The sequence below is a fragment of the Salmonella sp. 741265055_HSA genome (assembly GCF_046569525.1).
Taxonomy (GTDB): domain Bacteria; phylum Pseudomonadota; class Gammaproteobacteria; order Enterobacterales; family Enterobacteriaceae; genus Salmonella; species Salmonella enterica.
In genome coordinates this window covers 1-12,559 of sequence record NZ_JBKFSQ010000042.1, presented here as the reverse complement: position 1 = coordinate 12,559, position 12,559 = coordinate 1, and the positions used below count along the sequence as shown (strand labels likewise).

General features: G+C 52.2%; 12 protein-coding genes. All 12 read right to left on the bottom strand.

All coding sequences use genetic code 11. From position 1 onward, the window contains the following. Entirely contained in the window at nucleotides 1–456 is a 456-nt protein-coding gene (fabZ, locus tag ACLD4K_RS18885; RefSeq protein WP_000210741.1) for a 3-hydroxyacyl-ACP dehydratase FabZ, read from the bottom strand. A gap of 105 nt (nucleotides 457–561) precedes the next feature. After that, nucleotides 562–1,587: a UDP-3-O-(3-hydroxymyristoyl)glucosamine N-acyltransferase gene (gene lpxD / locus ACLD4K_RS18880; protein ID WP_001139265.1), complete on the bottom strand. Its 1,026-nt coding sequence runs from the start codon at nucleotides 1,585–1,587 to the stop codon at nucleotides 562–564. A 3-nt stretch (nucleotides 1,588–1,590) separates the two neighbouring features. Next, nucleotides 1,591–2,076, bottom strand: a complete 486-nt coding sequence (gene skp / locus ACLD4K_RS18875) for a molecular chaperone Skp (protein ID WP_108638815.1) — start codon at nucleotides 2,074–2,076, stop codon at nucleotides 1,591–1,593. 123 nt (nucleotides 2,077–2,199) lie between these two features. Continuing rightward, nucleotides 2,200–4,611 (bottom strand): outer membrane protein assembly factor BamA, encoded by a 2,412-nt coding sequence (gene bamA, locus ACLD4K_RS18870; protein WP_108638816.1) that lies wholly within the window; start codon nucleotides 4,609–4,611, stop codon nucleotides 2,200–2,202. A gap of 31 nt (nucleotides 4,612–4,642) precedes the next feature. Further along, on the bottom strand, nucleotides 4,643–5,995 hold the full coding sequence (gene rseP / locus ACLD4K_RS18865) for a sigma E protease regulator RseP (RefSeq protein WP_000949017.1): 1,353 nt from the start codon (nucleotides 5,993–5,995) through the stop codon (nucleotides 4,643–4,645). 11 nt (nucleotides 5,996–6,006) lie between these two features. Continuing rightward, nucleotides 6,007–6,864: a phosphatidate cytidylyltransferase gene (gene cdsA / locus ACLD4K_RS18860; protein WP_000922422.1), complete on the bottom strand. Its 858-nt coding sequence runs from the start codon at nucleotides 6,862–6,864 to the stop codon at nucleotides 6,007–6,009. Between the two features lie 12 nt (nucleotides 6,865–6,876). Then, nucleotides 6,877–7,635, bottom strand: a complete 759-nt coding sequence (gene ispU, locus ACLD4K_RS18855) for a (2E,6E)-farnesyl-diphosphate-specific ditrans,polycis-undecaprenyl-diphosphate synthase (RefSeq protein ID WP_000947413.1) — start codon at nucleotides 7,633–7,635, stop codon at nucleotides 6,877–6,879. 312 nt (nucleotides 7,636–7,947) lie between these two features. After that, nucleotides 7,948–9,144, bottom strand: coding sequence for a 1-deoxy-D-xylulose-5-phosphate reductoisomerase (gene ispC / locus ACLD4K_RS18850; RefSeq protein ID WP_000811905.1), 1,197 nt, complete (start codon nucleotides 9,142–9,144; stop codon nucleotides 7,948–7,950). 141 nt (nucleotides 9,145–9,285) lie between these two features. Continuing rightward, nucleotides 9,286–9,843, bottom strand: coding sequence for a ribosome recycling factor (frr, locus tag ACLD4K_RS18845; protein ID WP_000622423.1), 558 nt, complete (start codon nucleotides 9,841–9,843; stop codon nucleotides 9,286–9,288). 146 nt (nucleotides 9,844–9,989) lie between these two features. Next, nucleotides 9,990–10,715 carry a UMP kinase gene (gene pyrH / locus ACLD4K_RS18840; protein WP_000224567.1) on the bottom strand — a complete coding sequence of 242 codons (726 nt, stop codon included), beginning with the start codon at nucleotides 10,713–10,715 and terminating at the stop codon, nucleotides 9,990–9,992. 144 nt (nucleotides 10,716–10,859) lie between these two features. Further along, nucleotides 10,860–11,711 (bottom strand): translation elongation factor Ts, encoded by an 852-nt coding sequence (tsf, locus tag ACLD4K_RS18835; protein WP_000808106.1) that lies wholly within the window; start codon nucleotides 11,709–11,711, stop codon nucleotides 10,860–10,862. A gap of 257 nt (nucleotides 11,712–11,968) precedes the next feature. After that, a partial coding sequence (gene rpsB, locus ACLD4K_RS18830; RefSeq protein ID WP_411012327.1) for a 30S ribosomal protein S2 occupies nucleotides 11,969–12,559 on the bottom strand: 591 nt, incomplete at its 5' end.

Sequence of the window (12,559 nt, the reverse complement as noted above, 5' to 3'; positions counted from 1 at the left end):
TCAGGCCTCCCGGCTACGAGCACACATCATGGTTGCTTCGCACACAACTTTACCGTCGACCAGCGCAACCCCTTTAAAGCGGGTCAGGCCACGGCGCGTTTTCTCGAAAGTGACTTCCATGATCATCTGATCGCCTGGCACCACCGGACGCTTAAAGCGCGCTTCATCAATACCCGCGAAATAATACAGTTCGCCAGGTTCCAGTTTACCAACGCTTTTAAACGCCAGAATACCGGTTGCCTGCGCCATCGCTTCCAGGATCAGCACACCTGGCAAAATCGGTTTGCCCGGGAAGTGTCCCTGGAAAAACGGCTCGTTGACGGAGACGTTTTTCACCGCACGCAGAAAACGACCTTCTTCAAAGTCCAGCACGCGATCGACCAGTAAAAACGGAAAACGGTGCGGCAGAAGCTCTAAAATCTCTTCAATCTGCAGAGTATGAGTGTTAGTAGTCAAAATACTCTTCCTGTCCAAATATACAAAAAGGCAATAATAACACGGCCTGCCGCAATCGTATGAATGTGACAGGCCGGAAAAGAATGGCAACGACAAGGCGGAACGTTAGTCTTGTTGATTAACCTTGCGCTCAATCGCTTTGAGACGCTTGCTCATATCATCAATGTTCATCACCAGTGCAGCAGTTTTACGCCATACTTTGTTGGGTTGCAGCGGAATGCCTGAGGAGTAGACGCCCGGTTCCGTGATGGGACGCATCACCATACCCATGCCAGTTACCGTGACTTTGTCGCATATTTCCATATGCCCATTGATCACGCTGGCGCCGCCAATCATGCAGTAACGGCCAATCTTCAGGCTACCCGCCATAATGACGCCACCGGCAACTGCCGTATTGTCGCCAATCACGACGTTATGTGCAATCTGGCACTGATTATCAATAATCACGCCATTGCCAATAACAGTATCATCCAACGCGCCACGGTCAATGGTGGTACAAGCGCCGATCTCGACACGATCGCCAATAATGACCCGGCCCAGTTGTGGGATCTTCACCCAGTTGCCACGATCGTTAGCGTAGCCAAAACCGTCCGCGCCGATCACCGTACTGGATTGGATCAGGCAATTCTCACCGATCTGAATGTCGTGGTAAATCGTTACGTTCGCCCACAAGCGTGAACCCGCCCCGATTTTGCTATTTTTTCCGACGAAACAGCCTGCGCCGATAACCACGTTATCGCCCAGTTGTACGCCAGATTCAATCACCGCATTCGCGCCGACTGAAACATTGCTACCCAGCGTTGCCGTCGCATCAATCACGGCGCTTGGCGCGATATTCTGCGCGGGCTGCGGCGTAGTATCTAAAATTTGCGCCATGCGCGCGTAGGTCAGGTAGGGATTTTTAACTACCAGCGCCGCGCTCTTAGCAAAAGGAAGATCGTCCTGCGTCATGACAACCGCAGAAGCCTGGCATAAACCTAAGTGTTCACGGTACTTAGGATTTACCATAAACGTAATGTGGCCTGTTGTTGCAGATTGCATGGACGCAACGCCGGTGATGACGATATCGCCATCACCGTGTAATTCTGCATCCAACTGTTCTGCTAAGTCAGCCAGTCGAATTGAAGGCATTACTTATTTAACCTGTTTCAGTACGTCAGCGGTGATGTCTTTCACATCGCTGCTGTTGTAAGCAACGGTGTTTGCGTCTACCACCAGATCGATACTCTGGTCGTTAGCCACTTTTTTCACCGCAGTCTGGATACGAGTCACCAGTTTGCCGCGTTCTTCGTTGGAACGACGAGCGCGATCTTTCTCAAAAGCCTGCGCTTTTTGCGCGAAAGTCTGGCGCTGAGACATCACGTCTTTTTCCAGCTTAGTACGATCGCTACCTGCTTTCATGGATTGCAGACGCTGCATTTTAGCTTGCAGATCGGTTTCCATTTTTTGCAGTTCAGCCGCACGGCCTTTAAATTCGTTTTCCAGTGTATTGGATACACCCGTCTTCTGCGCAACCTGTTGGAACAGATTACCCATGTTGACGATTGCAATTTTGTCAGCAGCCTGTGCGGACGTTACCATCGCCAAACCAAGACCTGCAGCTAATAACCACTTTTTCACAATAAACTCCTTACCATCCCATTTGCACCCGAAGGTACAGCTCTTTGCGTGGCCTGGCGATCCCTGGGGGGCATCGCCAAAAGTCATCGCTACACTACCAATGCATTCCTTTGCAGTGAACAATTACCAGGTTTTACCAATGTTAAACTGGAACTGCTCGGCTTTGTCTCCATCGTACTTTTTAAACGGCTGGGCGTAGGAGAAGACCAACGGCCCCAATGGGGACATCCATTGTAATGCGATACCCGCGGACATACGGATGTTGCCTGGATCGCTGTAGTCCGGTACATCTGACGGCGCAGATGACGGATCCCAGTTCGTATCCCAAACGGTACCCATATCCCAGAAGAAGGAGGTACGAACCGAGTTGGCATACTTGTCGCTGATGAACGGCGTCGGGGTAATAAATTCCAGGCTGGCGACAGCCATGGCATTACCACCTACCGCATCATCTGATTTACAGCCTGATTCCTGAGTACAGTCTTCGTAATCATCATCATCGTCCCAACTAGTGTGGGCGCCATTTTTATAGACCGCTTTCGGGCCGATAGTATTCGACTGGAAACCACGCACGGTACTGGAACCACCAGCATAGAAGTTCTCATAGAACGGCATTTCCTTGCCGCCTAAACCATCGCCGTAACCCCAACGAGTACGCCCCAGAACCACCCACTTGTGATCGTTATCAATAGGCACATAGGTCGCGGTATCCAGCGACACTTTGTAGTATTCGTTGTCGGAACCTGGGATCGTCACCTTACCCGTCAGGTTGACTCGCGAGCCGTCCGTCGGGAAATAACCACGGTCAAGCTTGTTATAGGTCCAGCCGTAGTTAAAGGTGAAGTCGTCGGCAGCAAAATCGCTGGCATCAGGGTCGCCCATCGATTCAAGATAACGATCCATCGCGATCTGCGGCTGCATGTTGGACAGTTTGTTATGGACATAACCCAGACCAGCACGCAACGTGTTGTACTCGTTGATGGGGAAGCCAAGCGTCACATCCGTACCGTAACTCTTGTTGGTATAGTCGGACAGGTCGGCATCATCCGCTTCAAAGTCGTTATAGAAGATACGACCACCGAGGCTCACGCCATCAACGGTAAAGTATGGGTTAGTAACGGACAGTTCGCTGTAGGTCTGGTAGTCGTTTTTGGTGCCGTTAATCCCCACGGAATAACCGGTACCTAACCAGTTGTCCTGCTGAACGCCCGCCTGGAAGCTCACGCCGCTTTCTGTACCGTAACCGATACCGAAGTTGAAGCTACCGGTATTACGCTCTTTCACCTTGTACACCACATCAACCTGATCCGGGCTACCCGGAACGCGCTGCGTGTCGGTGTCGACGGTTTCAAAGAAGCCGAGACGGTTCAGACGCTCTTTCCCCTGGTCAACCAGATCGCTACCCAACCACGCCCCTTCCATCTGGCGCATTTCACGGCGCAGAACGGAATCTTTTGAGGTGTCGTTGCCTTCAAAGCGGATCTTGCGCACGTAGAAACGGTTGCCCGCATCGACGTTCACGCGCAGTTTTACGGTTTTGTCAGCATCGTTAATTTCAGGCTGTGACTGCACGCGCGGATAGGCGTAACCATAGCGCCCCAGAAGCTTTTTGATGTTATCTTCCATTTTGGTCACTTTGGTGCCGTTATAGAGCTCGCCCGGTTCAATTTTCGTCAGGTTCTCAATTTCAGCGGAATGTCCGGCCAGGTTACCGCTCACCTGAACCCCGGAAAGCTTGTACTGATCGCCTTCGGTGATATTGACGGTGATGTAGATCCCTTTCTTATCCGGCGTCAGACTCACTTGCGTGGAGTCAATATTGAAACGCGCGTAGCCGCGATCCAGATAGTAGCTGCGCAAGGTTTCAAGGTCGCCCGCCAGCTTCTGTTTCTGGTATTTACGATCGCCGACGACGTTCCACCACGGCACTTCGTCACGCAACTGGAAATGAGAAATGAGTTCTTCGGTGCTAAAGGCATGGTTACCGACGATGTTGATCTGTTGGATCTTCGCCGATACGCCCTCCTGGAACACCAGTTTAAGATCAACACGGTTGCGCGGTAGCGGCGTGACGACCGCCTTAACGCTGGCGCTGTATTTACCTACGCTATAGTAAAAGTCTTCCAGACCTTTTTCGATATCAGACAGCGTGGTGCGATCCAGAGACTCGCCAACACGTACGCCAGACGCTTCGAGGTTTTGCTTGAGCATGTCATCTTTCACCGACTTGTTCCCGGAGAAAGTGATGCTGGCAATGGTCGGACGTTCTTTTACCTGAACCAGAAGGGTATTACCATCGCGCAGGACGCGGACGTCCTCAAAGTTGCCGGTGGCGAACAGAGCGCGAATGGTGTTACTGATATCTTCATCATTAACCGTGTCGCCTGTGCGCACCGGCATACTGAGGAGAGCCGCACCAACGGCGACTCGCTGCAGGCCTTCGAAATGAATGTCCTTCACTACGAACCCTTCAGCACCGTATACGGTGGCGCTGCTGAACAGCAGCGACGCTATGAGCAACTTTTTCATCGCCATCGTTATTATGCGTTCTTCCTAACTAACTCTCTTACAACCGAGAGAAATCATTGAAAAGTGCAAGCCCCATTAACAACACCAGCAAAATCGAGCCAATGCGATAACTAAAGTCTTGAACCCGCTCGGATACCGGCCCGCCCTTAAGCTTTTCAATCGCCAGGAACAGCAGATGACCCCCGTCAAGAACGGGCAGCGGAAACAGGTTAATTATCCCTAAGTTCACGCTGATTAGCGCAAGGAACATCAGGTAATAAATCACCCCGAACTCCGCTGACATCCCAGCCCCCTGAGCGATAGAAATCGGCCCACTGAGGTTGTTCAGTTTCACATCACCGGTTATCAATTTACCCAGCATACTGACCGTCAGCTTCATCAACTGCCACGTCTTATCCGTGGCTTCGAGGATAGCGCTAAAAGGCCCATACTGGCGTATAGTCTTGTACTCTTCCGGCAGAGGAATAATTTTAGGCACCACGCCTGCAAACCCTTCCGCCTTTCCGTTAACCGATTTCGTATCCGGCGTTAACGTCAACGACAAGGCGCTCCCCTGCCTTTCAATCTCCAACGCTAACGGCTTACCGGGATTATCGCGTACAAACGTCACGAATTTCATCCACTGCGTTAACGGCTGACCATCGACTTTAACGATCCTGTCGCCCGCTTGCAAACCCGCTTTACTGGCTGCGGAATTCGCCTGCACTTCTGACAGTACCGGTTCAATCTGTGGCCCGCGGGGCCGAATCCCTAAAGAAGATACAGGATCTTGCTTATCAGGCTCAAATGCCCAGTGACGTAAATCAAGCGTTTTGTCCTGCCGCTGGTCGCTGCCAAACGGCGCGACGCTCACCGTCGTCTGCTGATCGCCAATTTTGGACACCAGTTGTAAACGCACGGCATCCCAATCAGGGGTTTCGATACCATCAACGGCTTTAAGTTCCGTACCAGGCGCAATTTGCGCCTGCGCAGCAATCGAGTTGGGCGTTATTTCGCCAATGACCGGACGAACGCCAGGGACGCCGATGATAAAGACCAGCCAGTAAGCAAAGATAGCAAAAATGAAGTTCGCAACCGGACCTGCGGCAATAATTGCGGCGCGCTGGCCCACCGTTTTGTTATTGAAGGCGTGACGACGCAATTCCGGCGCTACCGGTTCGGCGCGCTCATCCAGCATTTTGACGTAGCCGCCCAGCGGGATCAGGGCGATGACATACTCGGTGCCGTACCGATCGGTACGACGCCAGAGCGCTTTGCCAAAGCCGATGGAAAAGCGCTCAACTCGCACACCGCAGCGCCGGGCAACCCAGAAATGACCAAATTCATGCACGGTGATCAGCACGCCCAGTGCGATGATGAATGCAGCCAGATTCCAGAGAATACTCAGCATAAAACCTTCCGTTAGAGCGTCCTGAACACCAGTAACAACAGGCAAGCAAAGACCGGTACGGCAGCCGTCAGGCTGTCAATTCGGTCCAGAATACCGCCATGGCCTGGAATCAAGTGGCCGCTATCCTTAATTCCTGCTTCGCGCTTAAACATACTCTCGGTGAGGTCGCCCAGTACAGAAGCCAGAGCCGCCACCACAGAGCAAATCAGCAAGATAACAGGCGCAACATTCAGATTCGCCCACATACCGTAACCCCATGAGATCACGGCAGCCGTAGCAAGCCCGCCGATAAACCCTTGCCAGGTTTTACCCGGGGAAACCTTCGGCGCCAGCTTATGTTTGCCAAATAATTTACCAAACATATACGCGCCAGAGTCCGCTCCCCAGACCAGGATCATGACATAGAGTAGCCATATTGCGCCACTGTAATGATTCTCGTCATAGTGCCAGGCGCGCAGCGCCAGCATTCCCCAGAAAAATGGCACGATAGTTAACAAACCGAAAATGAGACGCAATGTTTTTGAGTTACGCCAGATTGCCGCCGAACCGGGATAAAATAGCACCAGCAGTAGCGCGACAACCCACCATCCTAACGATGCCCAAAGCGACATCTCAACCAGCGGTTGACGAATGTTGTGATGATACTCAGGCAACAAAAATAGCATCAGCGCCAATAACAGACCACACAGCACCGCCAGCCAAACCCGCTGTGAACGCGCGGCGAAACCGCTTAACTGTCCCCATTCCCACGCGGCCAGCATACAGACAACCAGCGTAATAATGGCGAACCCCACCGGCGGCAATAAAAAAAGCGCAGCGATGACCGCAGGTATTAACACAAAAGCAGAAATCAGGCGATACTTCAGCAAAAGCAACCCCCATCAGGCTTTGTCATCACCAGGCTCGGTACCGCCGAAACGACGCTCTCGATTAGCAAAGGCATGCAGCGCACCTTCAAAGTCTTGTTCATCGAAATCGGGCCAAAGAACATCCGTAAAGTAAAGTTCGGCATAGGCAATTTGCCAAAGCAAAAAGTTACTAATGCGATGCTCTCCCCCAGTCCTAATTACTAAATCCACAGGCGCCAGCTCATGCATACAGATTTGCTGGCCTAGTCTCTCTTCATCAATCTGATCGGGGCGCAGCACTCCAGCCTGCACCTGTTCCGCCAGTTGTCGGACTCCCTGGACAATATCCCAACGTCCGCCGTAATTCGCAGCGATATTCAGCGTTAGCCCCGTATTATGGGCAGTAAGCGCTTCTGATTTGCGAATACGTTCTTGTAAACGTGAGTTGAATCGGCTGATATCGCCGATAATACGCAGGCGAACGTTATGGCGGTGCAGGCTTTTGACTTCGCTATCCAGCGCCCACACAAACAGCTCCATTAACGCGCTCACTTCCTGCGCCGGTCGGTTCCAGTTTTCACTACTAAAGGCATACAGCGTTAACGCATCAATACCGTTATTGGCAGCAAAAGAGACCGCTCGCCGGACGGACTTCGCCCCGGCTTTATGCCCAAAGGCCCGGATCTTCCCTTGCTTTTTCGCCCAGCGACCATTGCCATCCATAATTATTGCAACATGACGGCAGCCATGTGCTGGCAAATTTTCGCTTACTGGTTGAGTTGCAGACAACATAACGCGTTTTTTGTCCCTGAAAGGATTTAGCGGTACTCAGGAATACTGAAGCCTTTATACACATTCTCTTCGGTCCGCTTCGCGGATGACTGCGCGTCATCGCCCCTGTCGTGCGCTGTCTGCGCACGCCGGGAACGTATTCGCCTGCCGTCCCGATGCGTCCTGAATGATTTTGTGTATCCACAAAAAAGCCGTGTAAAACCACGGCTAACCTGACCGAAAAAAGCCAAAAACCTGCGATCAGGTGGCGCAGACTATATCACCGAAGCCCAACGCTAACAAATAGCACGATCTTCTGTCGTGGGATAATCGTCAGCGTGAGAGCCGTATCACTTGTTTTCTGGCTACTTCACGCGCGATGGCGTCAACCTGCAATACGTCCTCAACGCTTGCCGGTTCCTGTAAATCCATCCTCTCCAGCACCGCTAAATTGAGCCCGGCGATATCGGTAAAACGAATCTGTTGCGCCAGAAACGCAGCAACGGTGATTTCGTTTGCCGCATTGAGCGCCGTCGTTGCCGCCTGACCTTGCTCAAATGCCTCCATCGCCAGCTTCAGGCACGGATAACGCTGATAATCTGGCGCGCTAAACGTCAGCGCGCTGAGTTTGCAAAAATCAAGCGGCTGCGCGCCGGACGTGACGCGATTCGGCCATGCCATCGTATGCGCAATAGGCGTACGCATGTCAGGTTCTCCAAGCTGCGCCAGGACGCTGCCGTCCTGATAACGCACCATCGAATGAATGACCGATTGCGGATGGATCAACACTTCCATCTGACGTGCGCTGGCATTAAATAACCAACGCGCTTCAATGTATTCCAGACCTTTATTCATCATGGTGGCGGAGTCGACGGAGATTTTTCGCCCCATCGACCAGTTCGGATGACGACATGCCTGATCCGGCGTCATCGCTGCCAGATCGCACATTGGCGTTTCACGAAACGGGCCACCAGACCCGGTAAGCAAAATCGACGTTACGCCATTTTGCTCAAGGTCAGCGTATCCCAGATTATGCTGAATAGATTGCGGCAAACTCTGAAAAATCGCGTTATGTTCGCTATCGACGGGTAAAAGCCGGGCGTTGCTGCGTTTTACTTCGTCCATAAACAGCCGCCCGCAGGTCACCAGCGATTCTTTATTCGCCAGCAGAATCGTCTTCCCTGCGCGAATCGCTGCCAGGGTCGGCAGTAAACCAGCCGCGCCCACAATGGCCGCCATCACATGCCCGACCTCATCAAGCGCCGCCATCTCACAGGCAGCCTGCTGACCGCTCAGAACCTCGGTGCGGCTGCCATGCTGCTGAAGCATTATTTTGAGCTGTTCTGCGCTCGACGTATCGTCCATCACGGCATAACGCGGCGAGAACTCCAGGCACTGCTCCGCCATGCGGGCGACATTTTTACCCGCCACCAGCGCGATAACGCGGAAGCTATCAGGATTATGGCGCACCACGTCCAGTGTGCTGCAACCAATAGAGCCGGTCGAGCCCAGAATGGTTAATTGCTTCATGAAACGTCCAGAAGTGTTGAAACGGAATAAAAAGCAAAACGCCGCACAGGAGACCTGATAATGTCTTCTGCGCGGCGCTTTGTACACCACTCATCCGCCAGGTTTAGCGGTGGAATGAGGTTATATCTGCGTACAGATCAATCAGAACTGCATCAGTTCTGCTTCTTTATCTGCCAACGCCGCATCAACTTTCTTAATTGCCGCGTCGGTCATTTTCTGTACTTCTTCCTGAGAGCGACGATCGTCATCTTCACTGATCGCTTTATCTTTCAGCAGAGCTTTTACTTTATCGTTCGCATCACGGCGGACGTTACGTACGGCAACACGCGCCTGCTCCGCTTCGCCACGGACAATTTTCGTCAGATCTTTACGACGTTCTTCGGTCAGCGGCGGCAGCGGAACGCGAATGTCTGTGCCCGCAGAGCTTGGATTCAAACCGAGGTCTGACGCCATGATCGCTTTTTCAACGGCTGGCCCCATAGAACGGTCAAACACGTTAATTTTTAAGGTACGGGAGTCTTCTACCGTTACGCTTGCCAACTGACGCAGCGGGGTCGGAGTGCCATAGTATTCTACGACAATACCATCCAGCAGGCTGGGAGAAGCACGACCCGTGCGCACTTTGCTGATTTGGGTTTTGAACGCTTCAACGCATTTTTCCATGCGTACTTCAGCATCTTTTCTGATATCGCTAATCACGTTACGAATCCTTGAAAACTAGTCTCAGTCAGACCAGACGGTCACACAATACAAAGATGTGCTAAGTATAGTCTCGTTTAATTTCTGCCAGGTAATAAGACCCGTCAATAGAACAGAATCTTACCCGTATTTGGCGCTCACGGGAATTATTCCGTGATTAACGTCCCTTCTTTTTCGCCCATCACCACACGACGCAGCGCGCCCGGTTTGTTCATGTTGAAAACACGAATCGGCAGTTTGTGGTCACGAGCCAGCGTGAACGCCGCCAGATCCATCACTTTCAGCTCTTTATCCAGCACTTCGCTGTAGGTCAGCTGATCGTACATGGTCGCGGAAGGATCTTTTGCCGGATCGGCAGTGAATACGCCATCCACTTTGGTCGCTTTCAGTACGACATCCGCTTCAATTTCGATCCCGCGCAGACAGGCCGCAGAGTCGGTAGTGAAGAACGGGTTACCCGTACCTGCAGACAGAATCACAACACGGTTATTACGCAGCAGGCTAATCGCCTCGGCCCAACTGTAGTTGTCGCATACGCCGTTTAAAGGAATTGCCGACATCAGGCGAGCGTTCACATAGGCGCGGTGAAGCGCATCACGCATTGCCAGGCCGTTCATGACGGTGGCCAACATGCCCATGTGGTCGCCCACAACGCGGTTCATCCCCGCTTTTGCCAGACCCGCGCCACGGAACAGGTTACCACCGCCAATCACCACACCAACCTGAATACCCAGTTCAACCAGTTCTTTGATCTCCTGAGCCATACGATCCAGTATGCTTGCATCAATACCGAAGCCTTCCGTACCCTGCAGAGCTTCGCCGCTTAATTTAAGCAGAATGCGTTTATAGACGGGTTTTGCATTGGTAGCCATGTTTCTTTCCTGAGACTGTCAACGATTGATATGAGTTAATTCCGGCGACATTGTACGTCGCATTTCAGCGCAGACGCCAGGCGTCGGCTGATTTTACAAGAGAGGCGCAAAAAGAAGCCGCCCTCAGGCGGCTCCTCAGGAAAATCAGGACTGCTTAGACATCGCAGCAACTTCTGCTGCAAAGTCAGTCTCGACTTTCTCAATGCCTTCGCCCACTTCAAAGCGGATGAAGCCAGTCACGTCAGCGTTGTGCTCTTTCAGCAGTTGGCCAACAGATTTGCTCGGTTCCATGACGAAAGGCTGACCAGTCAGAGAAACTTCGCCGGTGAATTTCTTCATGCGGCCTTCAACCATTTTCTCTGCGATTTCTTTCGGCTTACCGGACTGCATCGCGATGTCCAGCTGTACCTGGTACTCTTTCTCTACCACGTCAGCAGACACGTCTTCCGGCTTAACGAATTCCGGCTTGCTTGCCGCAACGTGCATCGCCAGTTGTTTAACCAGCTCTTCGTCAGCGCCTTTAGCGGCAACCAGAACGCCGATGCGCGCACCGTGCTGGTAAGAACCCAGAACGTCGCCTTCCAGGGAAGCGACGCGACGAATGTTGATGTTCTCGCCGATTTTCGCTACCAGTGCAACGCGCTCTTCTTCGAACTGCGCTTTCAGAACTTCTACATCAGTGATTTTGCCAGCAACAGCGGCGTCCAGCACTTTGTCAGCAAATGCCTGGAAGCCAGCATCTTTAGCCACGAAGTCAGTCTGGCAGTTAACTTCCAGAATGAAAGCGACGTTACCGTCGATTTTGGTTTTGATTACGCCGTCAGCAGCCACGTTGCCTGCTTTTTTCGCCGCTTTGATAGCGCCGGACTTACGCATGTTTTCGATTGCCAGCTCAATGTCGCCATTCGCTTCAGTCAGCGCTTTTTTGCAATCCATCATGCCTGCGCCAGTACGCTCACGCAGCTCTTTTACCAGGGATGCGGTAATTTCAGCCATTCTAAAATCCTCGAAAGATTTGATCTGCCCGGCATCAAACCGCACAGATATAAAAGTGAAAAAGGGGGCCATATACAGGCCCCCTAACCAAACGTGATACTACCTGGTCTATAAGGGCTCTCCCCTTCATATTTCGAGCCGCAGGTGCGTTGCCTTCACTCGCTCATCCCGGTCACTTACTGATGTAAGCTCCCGGGAATTCTCGAACTTGCCGCCTTCCTGCAACTCGAACTATTTTAGGGAGTTATCAAGCCTTATTACTCGGCTTCTACGAAGCTTTCTTCCGCCTGGGAAGCCAGATCCTGAGAACGGCCTTCACGAACGGTTGCAGCGACAGCGCCCAGGTACAGGCTAACAGCACGGATTGCGTCATCGTTACCCGGGATAACGAAGTCAACGCCGTCCGGATCAGAGTTGGTATCAACGATAGCAAATACCGGGATACCCAGGTTGTTCGCTTCTTTGATAGCAATGTGCTCGTGGTCAGCATCGATAACGAACAGAGCGTCCGGCAGACCGCCCATGTCTTTGATACCGCCCAGGCTGTTTTCCAGTTTCTCAAGCTCACGAGTACGCATCAGCGCTTCTTTCTTGGTCAGCTTTTCGAAAGTACCGTCCTGAGACTGAGTTTCCAGGTCTTTCAGACGTTTGATGGACTGACGAACGGTTTTCCAGTTAGTCAGCATACCGCCCAGCCAGCGATGGTTCACGAAGAACTGGTCGCAGCTGTTAGCAGCTTCTTTCACCGCTTCGCTTGCAGCGCGTTTAGTACCAACGAAAAGGATTTTACCTTTACGAGCAGAGATCTTGTTCAGTTCAGCCAGAGCTTCGTTGAACATCGGTACAGT

What these genes read in the sequence shown, in the direction of transcription:
- pyrH (WP_000224567.1), bottom strand. Translation starts at nt 10,715, where the DNA reads ATGGCTACCAATGCAAAACCCGTCTATAAACGCATTCTGCTTAAATTA.
- bamA (WP_108638816.1), bottom strand. Translation starts at nt 4,611, where the DNA reads ATGGCGATGAAAAAGTTGCTCATAGCGTCGCTGCTGTTCAGCAGCGCC.
- rseP (WP_000949017.1), bottom strand. Translation starts at nt 5,995, where the DNA reads ATGCTGAGTATTCTCTGGAATCTGGCTGCATTCATCATCGCACTGGGC.
- ispU (WP_000947413.1), bottom strand. Translation starts at nt 7,635, where the DNA reads ATGTTGTCTGCAACTCAACCAGTAAGCGAAAATTTGCCAGCACATGGC.
- lpxD (WP_001139265.1), bottom strand. Translation starts at nt 1,587, where the DNA reads ATGCCTTCAATTCGACTGGCTGACTTAGCAGAACAGTTGGATGCAGAA.
- tsf (WP_000808106.1), bottom strand. Translation starts at nt 11,711, where the DNA reads ATGGCTGAAATTACCGCATCCCTGGTAAAAGAGCTGCGTGAGCGTACT.
- ispC (WP_000811905.1), bottom strand. Translation starts at nt 9,144, where the DNA reads ATGAAGCAATTAACCATTCTGGGCTCGACCGGCTCTATTGGTTGCAGC.